This window comes from Bradyrhizobium aeschynomenes, from assembly GCF_013178945.1.
GTDB classification, from domain to species: domain Bacteria; phylum Pseudomonadota; class Alphaproteobacteria; order Rhizobiales; family Xanthobacteraceae; genus Bradyrhizobium; species Bradyrhizobium aeschynomenes.
In genome coordinates, this window is the sequence record NZ_JABFDM010000001.1 from 946,708 (window position 1) to 967,106 (window position 20,399).

Annotated in this window: 20 protein-coding genes; 10 read left to right on the plus strand and 10 right to left on the minus strand. The window is 65.0% G+C overall.

The window, feature by feature from the left end; translation table 11 throughout:
* Positions 1–127: 127 nt before the first annotated feature.
* Positions 128–949 carry an aldo/keto reductase gene (locus tag HL666_RS04285; protein WP_172180072.1) on the plus strand — a complete coding sequence of 274 codons (822 nt, stop codon included), beginning with the start codon at positions 128–130 and terminating at the stop codon, positions 947–949.
* A gap of 74 nt (positions 950–1,023) precedes the next feature.
* On the opposite strand, the gene HL666_RS04290 is transcribed toward HL666_RS04285, so the two are convergent.
* Entirely contained in the window at positions 1,024–1,245 is a 222-nt protein-coding gene (locus HL666_RS04290; protein ID WP_172110688.1) for a hypothetical protein, read from the minus strand.
* A gap of 144 nt (positions 1,246–1,389) precedes the next feature.
* On the minus strand, positions 1,390–1,839 hold the full coding sequence (locus tag HL666_RS04295) for a hypothetical protein (RefSeq protein ID WP_172110687.1): 450 nt from the start codon (positions 1,837–1,839) through the stop codon (positions 1,390–1,392).
* Between the two features lie 175 nt (positions 1,840–2,014).
* Here HL666_RS04295 and HL666_RS04300 point away from each other — a divergent pair, with 175 nt between their 5' ends.
* Positions 2,015–3,295: an amidohydrolase family protein gene (locus HL666_RS04300; protein WP_172180074.1), complete on the plus strand. Its 1,281-nt coding sequence runs from the start codon at positions 2,015–2,017 to the stop codon at positions 3,293–3,295.
* A 13-nt stretch (positions 3,296–3,308) separates the two neighbouring features.
* On the opposite strand, the gene HL666_RS04305 is transcribed toward HL666_RS04300, so the two are convergent.
* Entirely contained in the window at positions 3,309–4,547 is a 1,239-nt protein-coding gene (locus HL666_RS04305; RefSeq protein ID WP_172180076.1) for an aminotransferase-like domain-containing protein, read from the minus strand.
* A gap of 175 nt (positions 4,548–4,722) precedes the next feature.
* Here HL666_RS04305 and ribB point away from each other — a divergent pair, with 175 nt between their 5' ends.
* From ribB to HL666_RS04320, 3 genes are all read left to right on the plus strand, one after another.
* Positions 4,723–5,799: a 3,4-dihydroxy-2-butanone-4-phosphate synthase gene (gene ribB / locus HL666_RS04310; protein ID WP_172133304.1), complete on the plus strand. Its 1,077-nt coding sequence runs from the start codon at positions 4,723–4,725 to the stop codon at positions 5,797–5,799.
* Positions 5,800–5,863: 64 nt separating this feature from the next.
* On the plus strand, positions 5,864–7,078 hold the full coding sequence (locus HL666_RS04315; RefSeq protein ID WP_172133303.1) for an acyl-CoA dehydrogenase: 1,215 nt from the start codon (positions 5,864–5,866) through the stop codon (positions 7,076–7,078).
* 130 nt (positions 7,079–7,208) lie between these two features.
* Positions 7,209–8,126 (plus strand): MBL fold metallo-hydrolase, encoded by a 918-nt coding sequence (locus tag HL666_RS04320; RefSeq protein ID WP_172110682.1) that lies wholly within the window; start codon positions 7,209–7,211, stop codon positions 8,124–8,126.
* Positions 8,127–8,214: 88 nt separating this feature from the next.
* Here the strand turns inward: HL666_RS04320 and HL666_RS04325 are convergent, their stop codons facing one another.
* Positions 8,215–9,075, minus strand: coding sequence for a DUF1499 domain-containing protein (locus HL666_RS04325; protein WP_172180207.1), 861 nt, complete (start codon positions 9,073–9,075; stop codon positions 8,215–8,217).
* 227 nt (positions 9,076–9,302) lie between these two features.
* On the minus strand, positions 9,303–10,931 hold the full coding sequence (locus HL666_RS04330) for a fatty-acid--CoA ligase (RefSeq protein WP_172180078.1): 1,629 nt from the start codon (positions 10,929–10,931) through the stop codon (positions 9,303–9,305).
* Positions 10,932–11,058: 127 nt separating this feature from the next.
* Here HL666_RS04330 and HL666_RS04335 point away from each other — a divergent pair, with 127 nt between their 5' ends.
* Positions 11,059–12,225: an extensin family protein gene (locus HL666_RS04335; RefSeq protein WP_172180080.1), complete on the plus strand. Its 1,167-nt coding sequence runs from the start codon at positions 11,059–11,061 to the stop codon at positions 12,223–12,225.
* Between the two features lie 184 nt (positions 12,226–12,409).
* Here the strand turns inward: HL666_RS04335 and HL666_RS04340 are convergent, their stop codons facing one another.
* Positions 12,410–13,090 (minus strand): L,D-transpeptidase, encoded by a 681-nt coding sequence (locus tag HL666_RS04340; protein WP_172110679.1) that lies wholly within the window; start codon positions 13,088–13,090, stop codon positions 12,410–12,412.
* 332 nt (positions 13,091–13,422) lie between these two features.
* Here HL666_RS04340 and HL666_RS04345 point away from each other — a divergent pair, with 332 nt between their 5' ends.
* Positions 13,423–14,400, plus strand: a complete 978-nt coding sequence (locus tag HL666_RS04345; RefSeq protein ID WP_172110678.1) for a magnesium transporter CorA family protein — start codon at positions 13,423–13,425, stop codon at positions 14,398–14,400.
* A 533-nt stretch (positions 14,401–14,933) separates the two neighbouring features.
* Positions 14,934–15,170, plus strand: a complete 237-nt coding sequence (locus HL666_RS04350) for a hypothetical protein (protein ID WP_172110677.1) — start codon at positions 14,934–14,936, stop codon at positions 15,168–15,170.
* A 240-nt stretch (positions 15,171–15,410) separates the two neighbouring features.
* Here the strand turns inward: HL666_RS04350 and HL666_RS04355 are convergent, their stop codons facing one another.
* A complete protein-coding gene (locus tag HL666_RS04355) occupies positions 15,411–16,163 on the minus strand; it encodes an SDR family NAD(P)-dependent oxidoreductase (RefSeq protein ID WP_172110676.1) in 753 nt (250 codons plus the stop codon).
* Between the two features lie 136 nt (positions 16,164–16,299).
* Complete coding sequence (gene pdxH / locus HL666_RS04360; protein WP_172110675.1) at positions 16,300–16,950, minus strand: pyridoxamine 5'-phosphate oxidase; 651 nt, start codon at positions 16,948–16,950, stop codon at positions 16,300–16,302.
* A gap of 125 nt (positions 16,951–17,075) precedes the next feature.
* Here pdxH and HL666_RS04365 point away from each other — a divergent pair, with 125 nt between their 5' ends.
* Together HL666_RS04365 and HL666_RS04370 are read left to right on the plus strand one after the other, a co-directional pair.
* Entirely contained in the window at positions 17,076–17,480 is a 405-nt protein-coding gene (locus HL666_RS04365) for an RT0821/Lpp0805 family surface protein (protein ID WP_006609434.1), read from the plus strand.
* A gap of 111 nt (positions 17,481–17,591) precedes the next feature.
* The gene (locus HL666_RS04370; protein ID WP_172110674.1) at positions 17,592–18,551 is read left to right on the plus strand and encodes a DnaJ C-terminal domain-containing protein; all 960 of its coding nucleotides are present in this window, start codon (positions 17,592–17,594) and stop codon (positions 18,549–18,551) included.
* A 475-nt stretch (positions 18,552–19,026) separates the two neighbouring features.
* Here the strand turns inward: HL666_RS04370 and HL666_RS04375 are convergent, their stop codons facing one another.
* A complete protein-coding gene (locus tag HL666_RS04375; RefSeq protein WP_172110673.1) occupies positions 19,027–19,800 on the minus strand; it encodes an anti-sigma factor family protein in 774 nt (257 codons plus the stop codon).
* A gap of 100 nt (positions 19,801–19,900) precedes the next feature.
* A complete protein-coding gene (locus HL666_RS04380) occupies positions 19,901–20,389 on the minus strand; it encodes a sigma-70 family RNA polymerase sigma factor (RefSeq protein WP_172110672.1) in 489 nt (162 codons plus the stop codon).
* Positions 20,390–20,399 lie beyond the last annotated feature (10 nt).

Genomic DNA, 20,399 nt, shown 5'->3' on the forward strand with positions numbered 1-20,399 from the left:
ATGCCGGCCCGCTTGAACTGCCAAGCGCCGCGCAGGCAAGCTGAGCCGATCCCGCCAAGGTCTTGATGTTCCGAGGCTGCCGCCAGCATCCGCTCGGCCGCCGGTTGGTGCGTCTCCAGGAGAAGTCATGAACGTCATTGAAACGCAGGGTATCCGTCTGCCGAAGCTCGGCCTCGGCACGTTTCGCATGCAGGGCACGGTATGCCGCGAGGCCGTCGAGAGCGCGCTCGCGCTCGGTTATCGTCACATCGACACCGCCGAGATGTACGCCAACGAGGATGCGATCGGCGCGGCGCTCGCCGCGGCGTCGGTGGCTCGGGAGGAATTGCATGTCACGACAAAGGTCTGGCCGGAGAATCTCGCCCCGGACTCGATCCGCCGCGCGTTCGACACGAGCTTGAAGAAGCTCAGGCTGGACTTCGTCGATCTCTATCTCATCCATTGGCCGGCCAAGGGAATGAATCTTCCGGCCGCGCTGGACACGCTGCTGAAGCTGAAGGAGGAGCGCCGCACCCGTGCCATCGGCGTCGCCAACTTCACGGTCGCGCTGCTGAAGCAGGCCGTCGAGGACATCCAGGCGCCGCTCGCCTGCAATCAAGTCGAGTATCACGTGATGCTCGATCAATCGAAGCTGATGGCCTACATGAAGAGCCGATCGATTCCCCTTGTTGCCTATTGTCCGCTCGCGCAGGGGAGGGCCGCCGCCGACGAGACGCTGGCGTCGATCGGCCGAAAGCACGATGCGAGCGCCGCCCAGGTGGCGTTGAAGTGGCTGTTGGATCAGGACGGCGTGGCGGCAATCCCCAAGGCAGGGCGCAAGGAAAGCCAACAGGCCAATTGGGATGCGATGAAGCTTCAGCTCGATGATGACGATCGCGCGGCCATTGCGGCCCTTCCGAAGGACAGGCGCTTCGTCAATCCGGGCTTCGCGCCGGACTGGGATCGCTGACGTCGGCAGAGCATGTGCTGCGATCAACAGAAAAATGGCCCCATGCGGGGCCATTTCCTTGTCTGCGCAGCAGATCAGTAGCGCTTGATCACCACCGTGCGGTCGTGGTGGCGGTGATACGGACGGACGTAGCGGGGAACGACGTGGCGATGCACGCGGTACTCGGCGCGCGAGCGATCCCAGCCGTGATGGTGGTGGCCGCCGCGCTTGATAATGACGGTCTCAGCGTTGGCGATCGACGGCACCGCCAGCGCGATGACCGAGAGCGAGGCGAGTGCAAGAGCGAGCTTCTTCATGTTGTCCTCCAGGATGAATTGCGCGAGGTCAACTTGAAGTGTGCAAGAACGTTCCGCAGGAACTTCTACGAAGTTGCTGAATGTACGTTCAGATTTCGTTTGAGGCACGAGCGCCGTGCTGGCCTGGCGCGACTTTTGTCCCGGTCAGTCGCACTTTCTGAGAGCCGGAGTCGGCCTGCCATTGGCGACGAACCGCGCCTCGCGAATGGTGTAGCTGCCGTCCTCGCCGCGATTGAACAGCGAGCGAATGCCGCCGTCCGATGTCCTCACGATGCCGTTCTCGCGCGTCTGCCGCGCCTTCGGCAGCACGATCGAGAGCACCAGAGTCTGGTCGGGCTCGATGCGCGCGCTGGCCACCTCGTTGATGTCGGACGGATCATGATCGCGGCGATAGATCAGCTGGCCATCGGACGTGACTTCGTAGGAGATGATGGCGCCGCGGCCCTTGACGGCCGGCGCGCTGCAATCGGCCGCCCAGGTCCCGATCAAGCCCCAAGCCCGCGCGGCGTCGACGGCATCATCGGCCGAAGCAGCGGACGCGAATGATGATGCGAGGAGGATGATCGCAAGGAGCGGGCGGAAGATCGATGTCATGCGGTCTCGCGGAGATGACTGCCGGGACATCTTAATGCACTGCGTCAACTGCGCAACGTCAGACCTGAGCTGGAACGGTTGACACAAAGTCTCAATCTTTTCCAGCCGGCCTTGCTGGACCAGAGGGCGAGGCGCATGCTCTCGGCAACTACAAACAAGCTTGGGGAGGCTGAACATGTCCGCGCTGTCGCGCCGCAATTTCCTGCTGTCGTCCGGAGCGGCCGCCATGGCCGCGATGTCGAGGCCTGCTCATGCCGCCATGGGCCCGGCCGACAAGTTCGACCTCCTCATCAAGGGAGGCGACGTGATCGATCCAAGCCAGTCCCTGCGCGGCAAGCGGGACGTCGGAATCCGCTGGGGGGTTGTCGAGGCGATCGAGCCGGAGATTGCTGCCGACCGGGCGCTACGGTCGATCGATGCCGCCGGCCGGCTGGTGATGCCGGGCCTCATCGACCTTCACAGTCATGTCTATCCCTATGGTTCGGCGATCGGGATTCCGCCGGACGAGCTGGTACAGTTCCAGGGTACCACGACGGTGGTCTCGGCGGGCGACGCCGGGGTGAACAATGTGGCCGCGCTGCGCCGCTTCATCGCCGCGCAGTCGCGCGCACGCATCTACGCCTTCATCCATATCGCCAACAACGGCCTGTCGGCGTTTCCGGTCGCCGAGCTCTACAACATCGACAATGCGCAGGTGGATGCCTGCGCCATGGCGCTGGCCGAGAACCCGGACTTCCTGCTCGGGGTCAAGGTTCGGATGTCCGAGAACGTGATCTTCAAGCACGGGCTCGAGCCGTTGAAGCGCGCCATCAAGGCCTGTGAGCTATGTGGCTGGCCGGCGCGGATGATGGTGCATATCGGGGGCGTCGAGACCGCCGAGCTGATGTCCCAGATCCTGGACCTGTTGCGGCCCGGCGATGTCCTGACCCATGCCTATTCCGGCGCGCCGAACATCGGGGGCGCCTTCACCAACATCGTCCAGGACGGCAAGCTGCTGCCGGCGGCGCTCGCCGCCAAGCAGCGCGGCGTGCTGTTCGATGTCGGTCATGGCGGCGGCAGCTTCGACTTCACGGTGGCCGAGGTGGCGATCCCCGGCGGTTGCGGGCCCGATGTCATCTCCTCGGACATCCATGTATTCTCGGGCAATTCGCCGGGCATGCCGTTCCTGCCCAACGTCATGGGAAAATTCATGGCGATGGGATTCTCCCTGGAGCAGGTGGTGAGCATGGCAACCTCGGCGCCGGCCAAGATCATCAGCCGGACGCCCAAGCTGGGCACCTTGCAGGTGGGCGCGCCGGCCGATATCGCGATCATGGATCTGGTCGAAGGGCCCGCCAGCTTTCTGGACACGCGAGGCAACAGGCGCGAGGGCAAGCTGCAGCTGAAGCCGGCTCAGACCGTGATCAACGGCGTGCCATTCGGCCGGCCCTATCAGTCGCCGTTCTCGGTGCGATGAAGCAGCGGCGCGATCATTCGGTCGCGCTGCTTCGCTCCACATTCGCCGAACGCTTGGGCACGCCGAACTCGTCGCGGCAGACCTCCGCGAGGACGGCGATGCCCTCCCGGATCTCCTGATGCGAGGGGCTGGCAAAGCACAGCCTCACGCGGCTTCGCGCATGCGCGGCGTCGGTCGACCATTCCGGTCCCGGATTGATCGACACGCCGCGCTTGAGTGCGGCCTGCGAGAGCTTCATCGCGTCGACCTGGTCCGGCAGCCTGACCCAGAGAAAGATACCGCCCTTCGGCGGCTCGAACTCGGCGGCCGTTCCGAACTCGGCATTGAGCGCATCGATCAGGGTGTCCAGCTTGGCGCGCAGCCCGCGCACCAGTTGCGGCACGTGGCTCGCGAAATGCGGCTTGCAGTATTCCGCCAGCACCATCTGCTCGAGGGCGCCGGAGCCGGCGTCGGTTTTGAGCGCCAGCAGCACCGACATGATCTCCCAGGGCGCGACCAGAAAGCCGACGCGCAGGGCAGGGGCGACCGATTTCGAGAACGAGCCGAGGTGGATGACACCGCCATGGTCGGACATGCCGTGGATCGCGCGCGGCCGTTTGCCTTCCCAGATCAGGTCGGCATAGCAGTCGTCCTCGAACACTGGCACGCCATAAGCGCGCGATAGCCACAACAGCTCGGCGCGGCGATTCTCCGGCATGATGGTGCCGGTCGGGTTCTGCACCGTGGGAATGGTATAGATGTATTTCGGCCGAATGCCGCGATCCTTCAAATCGGCCAGCACGGTGGCCAGCACGTCCGTTCGCATGCCGTCCCGGTCGAGCGGGATGCCGATGACCTTCACGCCGAGCCGCGCCAGCCGCGTCAGCGTGCCCTGGTAATTGTCCTGCTCGACCAGCACGGTGTCGCCACGCGTGAGCAGCGCCTGGTTGACCAGGTCGAGCCCCTGCAACGAGCCGGACAGGATCATGATGTCGTCTGCCGGCGCCGACAGGCCGGCGTCGCGCGCCAGCTTGGCGGCCAGGAAGTCCCGCAGCGGTCGATAGCCCTGCGGTCCATGGGCGAGGCCGTAGGTCGCCAGGGAGCGGCCTTCACGGGCGAGCACGGCGTCAGCCGCGGCGCGCAAATCCTCGATCGGCACGGCGTCGGCGTCATTGTTGCCGCCGACGAAGCTGTATCTTGCAAGTCCGGTCCAGCGCGCGGCCGGCGGCGGCAGGCCGGGGCCGAGAAGCGGTGCAAAATCGAATGCGGCCATGAGGCACGCCTCCCTTGTTCTCAATTTGCCGCGACTTTAAACAGATACCAGGGCGCTTGTCCCCACGGGACAGGTCCTTTTCCGGGGAAGGCCGACTTTCGAGCCGCGGTTCCGCTGCTCTGGCGCGCGCCTGCGATCCCGGCTAAAGCACCCCGGAAAAGCAGCGAGACTTGTAATGGCCGACTCGATCCAGGAAGTTCTGTACGCCTTCGCCAAGGGTGAGATGGTCGTCGTGACCGACGACGACGATCGCGAAGGGGAAGGCGATCTGATCGTTGCGGCCTCGCTCTGCACGCCCGACAAGATGGCGTTCATCATCCGCCACACCTCGGGCATCGTCTGCGCCCCGATCACGGCTGAGGACGCGCGGCGGCTGCGCCTCGATCCGATGGTCGCTCACAACGACTCCAATCATACCACGGCCTTCACCGTCTCGATCGACTACAAGCCGGATGGTGGCACAGGCATCTCCGCCGAAGAGCGCGCCTCCTGCTGCCGTGCGCTCGCCAACCCGAATGCCGGCGCCGCTGATTTCGCGCGCCCCGGCCATATCTTCCCGCTGATCGCGCGTGACGGCGGCGTGCTGCTGCGCTCGGGCCATACCGAGGCGGCGGTCGATCTCTGCAAGCTCTCCGGGCTGCCGCCGGTCGGCGTCATCTCGGAGTTGATGAACGACGACGGCACGGTGATGAAGGGCGAGCAGGTCGTCCGCTTCGCAGCCTCCCACAATCTCAAGCACGTCACGATCGCCGACCTGATCTCCTATCGGCAGGCGCGCGAGAAGCTGATCGAGCGGGTGTCGACCTTCACGACCGAGAGCCCGATCGGGCCGCTGCAGGGCTACGCCTATCGTTCGCCGTTCGACCCGATCACCCATGCGGCGTTCGTCTACAACGGCATCGGCGACGGCAAGAACGTGCTGACGCGATTGCACAAGCCCAACATCGTGAAGGATCTGATTGCGGGTCCACAGCGTATTCAAGCGGTGCTGCAGCACTTCAAGCAGGCCGGTCGCGGCGTGCTGATCTACCTGCGGGATGGCGCGGCCGGCGTTCCGGTCGAGCCGGTCACGGAGCCGCATACCGCGGAGGCCGATCGCCACCGTCAGTGGCGCGAGGTCGGTGTCGGTGCGCAGATCCTGCGTGATCTCGGCGTGACGTCGATCCGGAACCTGACCTCGTCGGCCCATGACTACAAGGGCCTGTCGGGGTTCGGCATCGAGATCGTCGCCAATGAGCGGCTTGAAGGCTGAACTTCCAGGATTTAACCTCCAGATGGCTGCGCCCCGTGCGCAGCGAGACGCGAAAGGACCATTCATGAGCGCGCGCCCTCAGGCAAAGGACAAGCCGGCCCAGTCGAGCTTCCAGTGGGACGATCCCTTCCTGCTGGACGAGCAATTGACCGAGGACGAGCGCATGGTGCGTGACACCGCGCGCGCCTATGCCCAGGACAAGCTGCTGCCGCGCGTGACCAAGGCCTATCTCGAGGAGAAGACCGATCGCGAGATCTTCAACGAGATGGGCGAGCTCGGCCTGATCGGCATCACGCTGCCGGAAGAATATGGCTGCGCCAATGCGAGCTACGTCGCCTATGGCCTCGTCGCGCGCGAGATCGAGCGCGTCGATTCCGGCTATCGATCGATGAACTCGGTGCAGTCGTCGCTGGTGATGTATCCGATCTACGCCTATGGCGACGAGAACCAGCGCAAGAAATATCTGCCGAAGCTCGCCAGCGGCGAATGGGTCGGCTGCTTCGGCCTGACCGAGCCGGATGCCGGCTCCGATCCCGCCGGCATGAAGACGCGCGCGGAAAAGGTCGCCGACGGCTATCGCCTGACCGGCAGCAAGATGTGGATCTCGAACGCGCCGATCGCCGACGTGTTCGTGGTGTGGGCCAAGTCGGCTGCGCATGACAACCAGATCCGCGGCTTCATCCTCGAGAAGGGCATGAAGGGCCTGTCGGCGCCGAAGATCGGCGGCAAGCTGTCGCTACGTGCCTCGATCACCGGCGAGGTCGTGATGGACGGCGTGGTGGTGCCGGAGGACGCGCTGCTGCCCAACGTCTCCGGCCTCAAGGGCCCGTTCGGCTGCCTCAACCGCGCCCGGTACGGCATCTCCTGGGGCGTGCTCGGCGCCGCCGAGGACTGCATGCAGCGCGCCCGCCAGTACACGCTCGACCGCAAGCAGTTCGGCCGTCCGCTCGCCGCCACCCAGCTGGTACAGAAGAAGCTGGCCGATATGGAGACCGAGATCGCGCTCGGCCTGCAGGCGAGCTTGCGCGTCGGCCGGTTGATGGACGAGGGCAAGATGGCCCCTGAGATGATCTCGATCGTCAAGCGCAACAATTGCGGCAAGGCGCTCGACATCGCCCGTGTCGCGCGCGACATGCACGGCGGCAACGGCATCCAGATCGAGTATCACGTGATGCGCCACGTCTCCAACCTCGAGACGGTCAACACGTATGAGGGGACGCACGACGTCCATGCCCTGATCCTCGGCCGGGCGATCACGGGTATTCAGGCGTTCTTCTGATTAGGACGGAACGCTGTGAGACGTCGTTATGGCCGGGCTCGTCCCGGCCATCCACGTCTTAGCGGGGCACGAAGCGTGGATGCCCGGGGCAAGCCCGGGCATGACGGAGTAACCAAGCGACGAGCGCGCCATGGCCGACAATGACGACGTCCCGTTCAACCGCCACTTCCCGCTCGCAGCTGGAGTCGTCGACGACGTACGTCCTGGCATTCGCCGCGTCCTCTGCAACAATCCGAGCCCGTTCACCTTCACCGGCACCGTCAGCTACATCGTCGGCCAGGGCAAGGTCGCGATCATCGATCCCGGCCCGGACAACGAGGCGCATGCGCAGGCGCTGCTGGATGCCGTCCGCGGGGAAACGGTGACCCATATCATCGTCACGCATACGCATCGCGACCACTCGCCGAACACCGGACGTTTGAAGGCTGCGACCGGCGCCACGGTCTATGCCGAGGGTCCGCACCGCGCCTCGCGGCCGCGCTATGAGAGCGAGAAGCACAGTCCGGAATCGGGCGTCGACCGCGACTTTGCGCCGGATGTCGCGATCGCCGACGGCGACGTGATCGAAGGGCAGGGGTGGCAGCTCGAGGCGGTGGCGACACCCGGGCATACAGCCAACCATCTCGCTTTTGCCTGGAGCGAGCGCAGCACGACCTTCGTCGGCGATCACGTGATGGGCTGGGCCACGTCGATCGTGGCGCCGCCCGATGGCTCGATGGTCGACTACATGGCCTCGCTGGAGCGGCTCGCAGGCCGGCCGGAGGATCTGTATTTCTCAGGCCATGGCCCCGAGATTCCCGAAGGCCCGCGCTACACGCGCTTTCTGCTGCGCCACCGCCAGGCCCGTGAAGCCTCGATCCTGCATCGCCTCGCCAAGGGCGAAGCGGACATCCCGACCATGGTGCGTGCGATCTATATCGGCATCGACCCCCGGCTCACCACCGCGGCCGGCTATTCCGTGCTGGCCCATCTGGAAGACCTTGTGGCTCGCGGCATCGTGGCCACCGAGGGCGATCCGGTCATTGGTGGGACATATCGGCTGGCGTAGCGAATGGGGAGTAGCGAACAGGGGAGCGGGTGCAGGCCTGAGCGACTTCAGTCCTGTTCGCTACTCCCTATTCGCCATTCGCCCTGTTTCACTTCTTCACCGTCTTCGCATTTCCCTTCGCAGCCACCGGCGGCGGCGTGACCTTCTTCACCGGCTTCTGCGCCTCGGCCTCGCCGGCATTGGAGAGATCTTCGAGCAACTTCGTCACGCGTGATGCATTGCTGCCGAGATCGGAATCGAAATAGCGCGAGGCGGAGCGCACATCGATCCGGGAGTCATCGCCGTCGGGCTTGACGCGGATCGAGATGTCCTCGCGGAAGCCCATGATCGGCGTGCGTGCGACCGCCTCGATGCGGCCCTCGCGGCGCGGCGGCTGCGGCGCGCGTTCGTCGACGATGAACCATTTGCGCCGGTTGATCAGCTTCAGCGCGACCGCATAGGCGCGGTCGGGCGGAAGCTCGATCTGCACCGGCTCGATGTCCGGGTAGATCGTCCGCTGTTGCTCCCACGAATACAGACCGGCGTAGACGGCAGTGTTGGTGCCGTCGCCGTTGCGCAACGGCGCCAGCGCCTCGAAGCGCGGCGGGTCGACGGGATCCGTGGTGATGTCGTAGATCTTTGGCAGCTTGCGGTATTGAAGCGCGAGATAAGCGGGGTAGGCCAGCACGACCGCATCGATCATGAAGGCAAGCAGGACGCGGCTCATGCCGCGGCTGCCGTTGCGCCAGATCGCGACGAAGGCGGCGAGGCCGAGCAGGATCGACAGCACGGCGAGGCCGAGCGCGCCGAAGAAGGTCGCCAGCGCCGGCTTCATCTCCAGGAAGTCGAAGCGCAGGATCAGGATCGAGACGACCACGGCGACGACGGAGAACACCGCGAGGTTGCGGGTCCAGGTCGCGAGGCTGGAGGTCGGCTCCGACAGATAGGGGGCGTGGAACCTGCGGGCCATCGGATCGGGAGCTGCCGGGGTTGAGCCATCATGGTCGATGGCTGTCGCCATCTGAGAGACCATGGGGATGACGCAAATTCAAGGACTTTGCCAGCACCCGTGAGGTTTACGGTGGCGTCGGGACAGCCTTGGAGCGAGGTCGCGATTGCGGTCGGCAACCAGTCTGAACGAAGACGGCCCCACCGTCGCCGGAGGGGCCGCTCTGATTCGAAGCTCAGCGCGGCGCGTCAGGCCGCGGCGTTCGGGAAGCGATACGCCTTGAACTGCTCGCGCAGCGCCGTCTTGAGGATCTTGCCTGTCGCAGTGTGCGGGATGCCGTCGACGAAAGCGACGTCATCGGGCATCCACCATTTGGCGATCTTGCCTTCCATGTATTTCAGGATGTCCTCGCGGGTTGCCGTCTGGCCCTGCTTGAGCTGGACGATCAGCAGCGGACGCTCGTCCCATTTCGGATGATAGACGCCGATCACGGCGGCCTCTGCCACGGCGGGGTGGCCGACCGCGAGATTCTCGAGATCGATCGAGGAGATCCACTCGCCGCCGGACTTGATGACGTCCTTGGAGCGGTCGGTGATGCGCATGAAGCCATGCTCGTCGACGGTGGCGACGTCGCCGGTATCGAAGAAGCCTTCCTCGTCGAGGATGTTGCTGTCGACCTTGTAGTAGGCCTTGGACACGGCGGGACCGGACACCTTGAGCCGGCCGAAGGTCTTGCCGTCCCACGGCAGCTCGGCGCCGGCATCGTCGGTGATCTTCATCTCGACGCCGAACGGCGGGAAGCCCTGGGTCTGCAGCACGTCGAGCTTGGCGTCACCCTCGGCAGCGAGGAACGGCGGCTTCAGGGTGGCGAGCGTGCCGATCGGGCTCATCTCGGTCATGCCCCAGGCGTGACGCACGCCAATGCCCATGTCGAGGAAGGCCTGGATCATCGAGCGCGGCATCGCCGAGCCGCCGCACACCACCATCTTCAGATGCGGCAGCGTCAGCTTATGCGCCTGCATGTGCTGCAGCAGCATCAGCCACACCGTCGGCACACCGGCTGTGTAGGTCACCTTCTCGGTGTCGAGCAGCTCGTAGACGGAGGCGCCGTCGAGCTTGGGGCCGGGCATCACCAGCTTGGTGCCCATCGAGGGCGCGGAGAACGCGATGCCCCAGCTGTTGGCATGGAACAGCGGAACCACCGGAAGCATTGTATCGCCGGCCGACGTGCCCAGCGAATCGCGGGAATTGGCCATCAACGCGTGGAGCACGTTGGACCGATGCGAATACAGCACGCCCTTGGGATCACCCGTGGTGCCGGACGTGTAGCACATCGCCGCCGCGGTGTTCTCGTCGAAGGTGCTCCATTTGAAGTCGCCATCGGCCTCGCCGATCCACGATTCGTAGGCAACCGCGTTCTTCAGCGTCGTCTGCGGCATATGCGCGGCATCGGTCAGCACCACGTAGCGCTCGACGCTCGGCAGCTTGTCGGCGAGCTTTTCCAACAGCGGCACGAAGGTCAGATCGGTGATGACGATGCGGTCCTGGGCGTGGTTGACGATCCAGGCGATCTGCTCCGGAAACAGGCGCGGATTGACCGTGTGACAGATCGCACCGATTCCCATAATGCCGTACCAGACCTCGAGATGACGAGCGGTATTCCAGGCAATGGTGGCGACACGGTCGCCGAGCTTGATGCCGTCGCGCGTCAGCTTCTGTGAAACCTTGAGAGCGCGGTCGTGGATTTGCCGATAGGTGGTGCGAACGATGAGGCCTTCGACCGAGCGGGTCACGACCTCCTGGGAGCCGTGGATTGTCGCCGCATGCTCGATGATCCGGTGACAAAGCAGGGGCCAGTCTTGCATCAAACCAAGCATCAGGTCGTTCCTCCGGTGGTATTCGCTTTAGGGCAGCGAGGGTCTTTTGGTCTGTTCCGTGAATTTTAGCGCGCGCAGCAGCGCGCGCAAATGGGCTTGTAGGGGTAACGAGGTCGCGGCCAAGGCGATGGTTAGCGCCACGGCCACGGCGGTTGCATTGAGCTGCCTCATGGCCGGTGCGCCGGCGGTCGCACGGTCAAGGGCGGCTGACCCGTCACACGATCGCGTCCCGGCAGCGGCCGCAGCGCAAAGGCAGCATCCGGTCGCGGCCGTGCCGCTGCCACGGCCACGTCCCGAATCGGCACCGCAGTCCGCCTCCCGCGAGCAGACCAAGGACGCGGCCCGGGATGAGGGGACCGAGGGAGGCAAGGAGGGCGCAAAGGAGGTCAAGGCACCGGCCCCGCCGCAGTCGTCCGCCTGCCGAATCGCGCTGACCGAGGAGATCGCGATTGCGCCCTCGATACCGCCGATCAAGGGGCCGGGGGCCTGCGGCGGCGACGACCTGGTGCGGCTGGAGGCGGTGGTGTTGCCGGACAAGCGGCGGGTGGCTGTGACGCCGGCGGCGGTGATGCGCTGCACGATGGCATCGACGGTCGCCAACTGGGTCCGCAACGATGTTGCCCCGCTGGTCGTGCGGCTCGGCAGCCCGATCGCCGCGCTGGATAATTTCGATTCCTACCAATGCCGGGGCCGCAACAACGTTGCCGGAGCGCAGATGTCTGAGCATGGCCGTGCCAACGCGCTCGACGTGCGCGGCTTCAAGCTCGCTGACGGCCGCATGATCGAACTCACCGATCGCACCCAGCCGCGCGATCTGCGGGAGGCCGTGCTGCATTCGGTCTGCACGCACTTCTCGACCGTGCTGGGCCCGGATTCGGACTGGTACCATGAGGACCACATCCACCTCGATCTCGCGGAGCGCCGCAGCAATTATCGCATCTGCCAGTGGGACGTGCTCGATCCCTTGCCGAAGATCGCACCGCTGATGCCGGCCGTCCGGCCCGACGACGCGCCGCCGCGCGAGACGGCGGACGCCGAGGAGGAGGCCAAGGAAGGTACCAAGGAAGGTGCCAAGGAAGGTACCAAGCAGGAAGCAAAGGGCGAGAAGGCCGCCGGTCGTGCTGGGCCGCGGGGCGCTGCGGAGCCGGACGCACGGAAGGCGGCACCGTCGGAGCCATCATCCGGCGATGCCGCGGCGGCAGAGGCCGAGGATCCCGAGCCCGCGACGCCGCCTCCCGCTCCGCAGCCTGCGCCTGCAAAGGGCGCCAAGAAGAAGCACAAGAGCAAGTCCTGATGGCGAGCGACGTTGCCGCTGCCGATTCGCCGCCTCCGGTCCGCCGCTCAACGGCCGAGGCGGCGAAACCGATGGGCTGACACCTTGATCGTGCCAAAACAAAAGGGCGCCGGTTGCCCGACGCCCTCAAAGAGGCTGCTAAACGCGTTTCTCGGCTTTTGATCCCGTGTCCGCCAGACGGCGCTTACTGCATCGCCGCGTAGGTACCGCCGCCCTGCAGGGCCATCTGCGGCTTGTACGGCGAATCGCCTTTCTTCGGATCCAGCACGACGACGATGGTGCCGACCTTGACCCGGTTGTAGAGGTCGATGGCGTCCTCGTTGGTCAGGCGGATGCAGCCCGAGGAGATCGAAGCGCCGATATATTCAGGCTGGTTGGTGCCGTGGATGCGGAACAGCGTATCCTTGCCGTTGGCATAGAGGTACATCGCCCGCGAGCCCATTGGATTGTCCGGACCTGCCGCGACGAAGGTCGGCACGCCAAGCCGCTCGATCTCGCTCTTGGTCGGATGCCAGGCCGGCCACTCGGTCATGGCGCCCACCTTGGCGATGCCCGACCAGGCCATGGCCTCTTCACCGACGGTGATGCCGTAGCGGATCGCCTTGCCGCCCTCCAGCACATAGTACAGATAGTGGCTGTCGGAATCGACGACGATCGAGCCCGGCGCTTCCTTGCGGTGATAGTCGACGATCGCGCGCCTGTAAGGCTCCGCCACCGGGGTGTTGGTGTAGCGGACCTTTGCCAGAAGATCCTTGTCCTTCGGCTTGAAGGCCTGGGTATTGGTCGCCTCATAGGTCGTGGCCTGCATGCAGCCCGACAGCATCAGGCCGGCGGCCAGGAGTCCGAGTTTCACCTTCAGCGACATGTCACCAATTCCAATTGACAGCTGACGTTGCAATGGCACGGACGCGCCACTGCAGCGCGATTCCACATGTCCCATTATCGTCAAAATCGTTCTCAATTCCAGCCGATACACGCACAAGTCACGCTGCAGCGCCGTGATTGTTGCCTTTTTGCCGCAAAGTTGCGGGCACTCATCCACAGCTGTGCTCCGGAGGGCACGGTGGACCCGACTTCAGACGGTCGCTGGTTCCGCTTTGAAAAGCCGATGGACCCCGCCACCAAGCTGCGTCACAAGGCGGCAGCACCCCGCCGCTAAATCCCCCGAAAACCACGTTCTGCGATTCGGAGCTTTTCATGTTCTCGGTGTTTGTCCCATCCGACGCAGCGCTGAAGAAGGCGGAGATCACCGATCCCTCGGCCCTACCCGACAACGCGGTCTGGGTCGACCTGGTCAATCCGAGCAATGCCGAGGACCGGGCCGTCGAGAAGCTCGCGGGGATCGCGGTGCCGACGCGCGAGGACATGCAGGAGATCGAGATCTCCAGCCGCCTCTACATCGAGAACGGCGCCCGCTACATGACGGCGACGCTGATGTGTCACTCCGACACCGACATGCCCAGGACCACGGCCGTCACCTTCATCCTGGCCGGCCATCGCCTGGTGACGGTGCGTTACGACCAGCCGCGGCCTTTCGCGGTGGTCGAGGCCAAGCTCGCTCGCAATTGCGCGGCCGGGATCACCGGCGAGATGGTCTTGATGGAACTGCTCGACGCCGTCATCGATCGCTGCGCCGACATCCTCGAAAAGGTCGGCGCTGATATCGACCAGGTCAGTCACGAAATCTTCGAGCCGAACAATGAGCGGCACGGCCACGCCAAGCAGTACTCGCAGATCCTGATCGCGATCGGCCGCAAGGGCGATCTGACCTCGAAGGTGCGCGAGAGCCTGGTGTCGATCGGCCGTCTCGTCACCTTCCTGTCGGCCGTGGTCGAAGGCGTGAAATGGTCGAAGGACATGCGCGAGCAACTCAAGACCATGCAGCGCGACGTCGCCTCGCTGACCGACCACGCCTCCTATCTCGCCAGCAAGATCACCTTCGTGCTCGATGCGATGCTCGGCGTCGTCAATCTCGAGCAGAACAACATCATCAAGCTGTTCTCGGTCATGGCTGTCGTGCTGATGCCGCCGACCCTGATCGCATCGATCTACGGCATGAACTTCAAGATGATGCCGGAGCTCGAATGGGCTCACGGCTATCCGATGGCGCTTGGGCTGATGCTGATCTGCGCGATCGTGCCGTACTGGATCTTCAAATGGAAGAAGTGGCTCTAAAGCAGCATCCGGCAAGAGCCGAATCCCGTGCGACAGTGGCCTGCGCGGAGATCGCGCGCGAGCAAAGAAAAGAGATGAGATGGGAATCATGATGCGTAGCATCTCGTCATGATCCGGCCGGCGCGGGATCGACGATTACCATGGGGGCCGCAGGCATTTTGCGCATGCGCAGGATGGCCTTTCACGTCGTGCTCCGCGCCACGTCTCGGCCGCACTCATGCCTCGTTATTAGCTGCGAGGGGCGGGGTGTTCGCTCAGTGGATGCTCTCGCCGGTATGTCGCTATGCACTTCAAGTGACACAAAAGACAGGGCATGCGACATGATAGGAAATACTTGTTAGGCCGGCTGCAAGACGGCTGCAAAGCCGCCTCAATTGCTCAGGTAAAATTTGACGGGAACCCTGAACGTTTGATCGAAACTTCTCTGCGATAAATCAGCTCGTGAGCATGACCAACAATGAACGCTTCGGCGCGTGGCATGCAAGGCAGAGCTGAAGGGGCGCGCTCATCGCGCCCAGGGCCAAGAGGCGGCAATGGTTGAGAAACGCATAACGGCATCGAACAACGTGGTCGAGCTCGCCAGCTACCAGCGCGGCCGTGCTGACATCGTCGTGGCCCATGCGCTGTCGCCCCGCACCTGCCGCTACTGCGGTGCCGATCTCGACGATGACGAGCGCGAGGACGACTGCTCGAGCGCCCTGAATGTCGAAACCGACCGCTTGCGCTGGCGGGCCGCCCAGATCCTGCGCGGCCTGGTGTGCGAGGGCTGAACGACCGTTCTTTATCCGAGCGCTCCCGGCTGACGCCTTGAATGGAAGTCTTCCGATGCCGACCCCATCAACAGCGCCCTCCTTCGGAGGGCGTTTTTGTTTGTGCGGCTCGGTTCGCGCAGCGATCTTTGCGAGTGGCGTTAATCGCGCATTGGCGCAGCGCGCCGGGAATGGTGGGACACGGCAAGTCGCCATGAACCAACTCCCACTCGGTATCGCGCTGCCGTGCGTCGACGGCCCTCAGACGTGCTGGCCGCCGTTGATGTGGATCTCGGCGCCGTTCACGTAGGAGCTGGTCTCGGTGCACAGCACGTAGATGATCTTGGCGACCTCGTCGGGCGTGCCGAGCCGCTGCATCGGGATCTGCTCCTGGACGATCTTCTCGGTACCCGGCGACAGGATCGAGGTGTCGATCTCGCCGGGGGCAATCGAGTTGACGCGTACGCCGACGCGGCCGAAATCCGACGCCATCTCGCGTGTCAGCGCGGCCAGCGCGGCCTTTGACGTCGCATAGGCGGCGCCGGCGAACGGATGCACGCGCGAACCGGCGATCGAGGTGACGTTGACGACGGAGCCCTTGGCCGCCTTCAGCTCGTTGATCAGGCCGCGCGCCATCATGATGGGTGCGAAGAAGTTGACGCGGAAGACGTGATTCCAGGTATCGAGATCGGTGTCGACCGTGCCGAGCCGCGCGCCGCCCGATCCCTTCGGCGAGATCGCGGCGTTGTTGACCAGCGCATGCAGCTCGCCGCCGTCGATACGCTGCTTGATCTCGGCGATCGCGCGCAGGGTGTCTTGGGGATCGGAGAGATCGACCTGGACATGGTCCTCAGGACCGGCCCCCCACGGGCACTCCTCCGGGAAAGGATGCCGCGAGCAGGTGAGCACGCGCCAGCCCGCGGATGAAAAGCGGATCACCGTCGCGTGGCCGATGCCGCGGCTGGCGCCGGTCAGTAGCATCGTGCGCCGCGGCTGGTTGGAGGAGGTCGGCATGAACTGGGTCTCTCACGATCCCTTGAGGGATCAACTTACCACAATGGTTGCATGAGCGGTGCGCGATTCGTGCGCACCGATGTCGAACGTGACGTTTGACGCGTGATTGATGAGTCCGGACGGACCCTGAAGGTTGCTACGGATACATCCGCACCTTGGTCCAGGGCTGGCCGGCCGCATCGCGCCGGAATTCGATGCGATCGTGCAGCCGGAACGGCCGGTCGTGCCAGAATTCCATCCGGACGGGCGCGATGCGCCAGCCGCTCCATCCGGGCGGCCGCGGCACCTCGCCGATGATGTATTGCGCGGCGACCTTGGCGATCGCCTGCTCGAAGGCGAAGCGGCTCTCCAGCGGCTGCGACTGCTTGCTGGCCCAGGCGCCGAGCTGCGCCTGCTTCGGCCGGCTGGCGAAATAGGCGTCGGCCTCCTCGTCGGTCACCGACGTCACGAGACCGCGGATGCGGACCTGCCGGCGCAGCGACTTCCAGTGAAACAGCAGCGCCGCTTTCGGATTGGCGGCAAGCTCCTGGCCCTTCTGGCTGGCCCTGTGACTGTAGAAGACGAAGCCGTCCTCGTCATAGCCCTTCATCAGCACCATGCGGACATCCGGCAGCCCGCTCTCGTCCACCGTCGACAGCGCCATCGCATTCGGATCGTTCGGCTCGCTCTTGTTGGCTTCCGCAAACCACTCGGCAAACAGCGCAAACGGCTCGCTGGCCTGGGTAAAATCGGCCGATGTACCGGATGTTAAGGTTGTCTGGTGTTTGATGCTGGTGGGGTCGGTCATGTGTATGGGGAGTCCGAGTTTTGCGTTCACCCGCGGCCAAGCGCGTGCAAGTCCAGTCTGGTCCGTGCCTATATAGGGCATCGGTCCGGCTTGGCCTATCCGCGATAGGTCATGTCGGCACCGCTTTGACACTCATTCTAATCGGCTTGTCCGGCGGCGGCTGCAGCCTCTCGCGGCCCGAAACGGCGTTCGCCAAGATGGAGGATGCGGAGATCACCGGCACGATCAGCCCGCCGCCCGAGCGCGAGCCCACCGAGGCCGATCTCGCCTTCGCCCGCAACGCCGCCTCCGACGTACTGACCAAGGGCACCAAGGATTCCAGCCAGCCCTGGCAGAATCCGCAGACCGGCGCCCGCGGCTCGGTGACGCCGATCGCCAAGTCCTACACCGCCGACAACGGCCGTACCTGCCGGGATTTCCTGGCAAGCTACGTCAACGGCAAGACAGAGCGCTGGCTGCAGGGCTCGGCCTGCCGGATCGAGCGCGGCCGATGGGACATCCAGACGCTCAAACCCTGGCAGCAAAGCTAGCGGGATCGCGCCGGAACCCGTTGCAAAAATACAACGGACTCCCCAGATGAAATGCAAGCGGGCGGGGAGCCCATAGGTTAGTATCTGACTTTCTGTAAGGAGACGTGACGGATGCGCGACCCCTATGAGGTCTTGGGGGTGCCGCGAAGCGCCAGCGCTGCGGCCATCAAGAGCGCCTATCGCAAGCTCGCCAAGAAGCATCATCCCGACAGCAACAAGGATGACCCGAAGGCATCGGCGAGGTTTGCCGAGATCAATTCGGCCAACGAGATCCTGGGCGATGAGGACAAGCGCAAGCAGTTCGATCGCGGGGAGATCGACGCCGAGGGCAAGCCGCGCTTCCAGGGCTTTCCTGGCGGCGGGGCCGGCCGCGGCGGTCCGGGCGGCGGCTTCGAGAATTACACCTTCCGCAGCGGCGGCGGGCCGGGCGGCGGCTTCGGCGGCGCCGGCTTCGAGGACATTCTGAACAGCATGTTCGGTGGTGCGGCGCGAGGCCCGCGCGGCGGTGGCAGCCCGTTCGAGTTCGATACAGGCGGCGTCGGTGTCGATCTCGACCTCAAGGTGGCGATGTCGGTGACGCTCGAGGAGTCCGTCAAGGGCGGCGAGAAGCGCGTGCGCCTGCCCTCGGGCAAGGAGCTCAACGTCAAGGTCCCGCCCGGCGTGACCGCCGGCCAGCAGATTCGCCTGAAGGGGCAGGGCGAGAGCGCGCCGGGACACCGGCCCGGCGACCTGCTCATTACCATCCAGATCGCGCCGCATCCGTTCTTCAAGGTCGAGGGCAGCGATGTCAGGCTCGATTTGCCGATCACGCTGTACGAGGCGGTGCTCGGCGCCAAGGTCCGCGCGCCGACGCTCGGCAGCGCGGTCGAGCTGTCGATCCCGAAGAACACGTCCAGCGGCCGCACCTTCCGGCTGAAGGGCAAGGGCCTGCCCAAGGGCGACGGCTCGGCGGGCGATCTGTTCGTCACCACGCGAATCGTGCTGCCGGACGGCAACGACGCCGAGCTCGAGGCGCTGATGACCAAATGGCGCGATAAGCATCCCTACAATCCGCGCAGCAATCTTTCGTAACGTAGTGCCGCTCCAAACCTCTCCCCGCCCTTTGCAGGGAGAGGTCGGATTGCGCAGCAATCCGGGTGAGGGGCCTGCCACATCGGCAGCCCCGATTGCCGTCCATCGGACGGGCGAGCTGCGCGGATGCGTCCGCGGGCCGAATGTCAAAACTGAGAAGAGAAAAAAGTGCGGCCTCGAAAGGGGGACCAGCGCGGTACAAAACCCCGATCGAGGCCGCTTCCGTGTCGATCGGCGGATCGAACACTCCTCATTTTTTCGTGAAGTTTTGGTGCGATATTGAGACGCGCCGGTGCCCTGATTCCAGATTTTCGGTGACGGAATTGCGGCGTCGACCCTGGCGTGTTGTCGATGCGCGGCATCTGGTTGCCGTCATACTCTGGCCCGGCATATCGAGCGGTCGTGTAAACGCCTCTGATCGCATCGGGAATCGCGGTGCGGCCAGAGCGGGGCGGCTTTCGGCTGCGCTCCGCCGCTAGCCGCCCACGCGTTCGGACTGGTCATAAACAAGGCGTGCAACCTGAGTGAGACGCGTCCTGTCGCTGCTGCCGCTGACGACGTAGCTGACGCCGCGCTCCGCCCAGGCCAGTGCCGATGTATTGCCTTCCGCGACGTAGCGCATCTGGGCCGCCTCGATGCCGGCCTTGGTCGCGTAGACCGTGAAGCGCTCGCCGGACGCGCTCTCATACATCAGGAACGAGGCCGGGCCGGTCGGCCCCGGCAGCAGCCGGCCGCCGACCAGCTTCAGTCCGGTGGCTTCCAGCTCGGGCGCCTGGACGGTGCGGCCGCACCGCCGCGTCAGCCATTGCTGCAGATGCGCCTTCTCCTCGCCGGGAACCTCGACCGGGTGGCGCACTTCGACGACATAGAGCCGGTGCGCATCGAGCGCCTCGCCGGTCAGGTTCTGCAGCAGCGATGGCGAGGATGCCGCGCCATGCGCGACCCAGCCGGTCGCATTGCCGACCGCGAAGGCGGCAACGCTCGCGGCGATCGCGCCAATGATCCAGCGTCGCGGCCGGCGATCCAATTGGTCGAGATCGAGGCGCGGCGGCACCGGCTCGTTGACGACGGAATCGTAGCGGGCATGCAGTGCCTCGGCCATGCTGCGCCAGGACTCGACCCGTTCGGCCTCCGCCGGATGCGTGGCGAGCCACCTCTCGACATCGCCACGGCGCTCGGCCGGCAGCTCGTTGTCGACGTAGGCGTGCAGCTCGTCTTCGGTGACGGGAATGGTCGGATCGGTCATCATCTGGATCTCGTTGCAGTCGCGCGGCCGCGCCGACGCGCGACCCCGGCGGCCTTGAGCAGGCGAACGCGGCAGCGCGGTTTTTGTGCGGTCAATTGCAGGGTCATTTCACTCTCCGCAGCGTCGGCCGTTCGCCTTCGATGACGGCCCGGACATGGGCGCGGGCGCGGGCCAGGCGCGACATCACGGTGCCGATCGGCACGCCCTGGATATCGGCGACCTCGCGGTAGCTCATGCCTTCGAGCACCACGAGCAGGAGCACGGCGCGCTGCTCCTCGACCAGCGTTGCGAGCGCCCGCTCGATGTCGCGGCCCTCGGCCTCGGTACCGCTGGCGTCGGGATTGTCGTCCTGCAGCGGCATGAAATGCGGCCGCCGCGCCAGCGAGCGCCGGCGGTTCTTGTTCAGATTGGTCAGGATCGTGTACAGCCAGCTCCTGATGTCGCCGCCGAGGAACAGCCGCTCGGACCGCAACGCCCGAACCAGCGTGTCCTGGACCAGATCGTCCGCCGCATCCATGTCGCGGGCCAAGGCGCGGGCATAGCGGCGCAATGCCGGGATCATGGCCTCGACGCTTTGGCGGAACGCGCTCATGGGGTGCCCT

What these genes read in the sequence shown, in the direction of transcription:
- HL666_RS04285 (WP_172180072.1), top strand. Translation starts at nt 128, where the DNA reads ATGAACGTCATTGAAACGCAGGGTATCCGTCTGCCGAAGCTCGGCCTC.
- HL666_RS04320 (WP_172110682.1), top strand. Translation starts at nt 7,209, where the DNA reads ATGGCCGACAATGACGACGTCCCGTTCAACCGCCACTTCCCGCTCGCA.
- HL666_RS04300 (WP_172180074.1), top strand. Translation starts at nt 2,015, where the DNA reads ATGTCCGCGCTGTCGCGCCGCAATTTCCTGCTGTCGTCCGGAGCGGCC.
- HL666_RS04295 (WP_172110687.1), bottom strand. Translation starts at nt 1,839, where the DNA reads ATGACATCGATCTTCCGCCCGCTCCTTGCGATCATCCTCCTCGCATCA.
- HL666_RS04340 (WP_172110679.1), bottom strand. Translation starts at nt 13,090, where the DNA reads ATGTCGCTGAAGGTGAAACTCGGACTCCTGGCCGCCGGCCTGATGCTG.
- HL666_RS04305 (WP_172180076.1), bottom strand. Translation starts at nt 4,547, where the DNA reads ATGGCCGCATTCGATTTTGCACCGCTTCTCGGCCCCGGCCTGCCGCCG.
- HL666_RS04355 (WP_172110676.1), bottom strand. Translation starts at nt 16,163, where the DNA reads ATGCCGACCTCCTCCAACCAGCCGCGGCGCACGATGCTACTGACCGGC.
- HL666_RS04380 (WP_172110672.1), bottom strand. Translation starts at nt 20,389, where the DNA reads ATGAGCGCGTTCCGCCAAAGCGTCGAGGCCATGATCCCGGCATTGCGC.
- HL666_RS04375 (WP_172110673.1), bottom strand. Translation starts at nt 19,800, where the DNA reads ATGATGACCGATCCGACCATTCCCGTCACCGAAGACGAGCTGCACGCC.
- HL666_RS04325 (WP_172180207.1), bottom strand. Translation starts at nt 9,075, where the DNA reads ATGGCCCGCAGGTTCCACGCCCCCTATCTGTCGGAGCCGACCTCCAGC.
- pdxH (WP_172110675.1), bottom strand. Translation starts at nt 16,950, where the DNA reads ATGACCGACCCCACCAGCATCAAACACCAGACAACCTTAACATCCGGT.
- HL666_RS04350 (WP_172110677.1), top strand. Translation starts at nt 14,934, where the DNA reads ATGGTTGAGAAACGCATAACGGCATCGAACAACGTGGTCGAGCTCGCC.
- ribB (WP_172133304.1), top strand. Translation starts at nt 4,723, where the DNA reads ATGGCCGACTCGATCCAGGAAGTTCTGTACGCCTTCGCCAAGGGTGAG.
- HL666_RS04335 (WP_172180080.1), top strand. Translation starts at nt 11,059, where the DNA reads ATGGTTAGCGCCACGGCCACGGCGGTTGCATTGAGCTGCCTCATGGCC.
- HL666_RS04330 (WP_172180078.1), bottom strand. Translation starts at nt 10,931, where the DNA reads ATGCTTGGTTTGATGCAAGACTGGCCCCTGCTTTGTCACCGGATCATC.
- HL666_RS04345 (WP_172110678.1), top strand. Translation starts at nt 13,423, where the DNA reads ATGTTCTCGGTGTTTGTCCCATCCGACGCAGCGCTGAAGAAGGCGGAG.
- HL666_RS04290 (WP_172110688.1), bottom strand. Translation starts at nt 1,245, where the DNA reads ATGAAGAAGCTCGCTCTTGCACTCGCCTCGCTCTCGGTCATCGCGCTG.
- HL666_RS04315 (WP_172133303.1), top strand. Translation starts at nt 5,864, where the DNA reads ATGAGCGCGCGCCCTCAGGCAAAGGACAAGCCGGCCCAGTCGAGCTTC.
- HL666_RS04370 (WP_172110674.1), top strand. Translation starts at nt 17,592, where the DNA reads ATGCGCGACCCCTATGAGGTCTTGGGGGTGCCGCGAAGCGCCAGCGCT.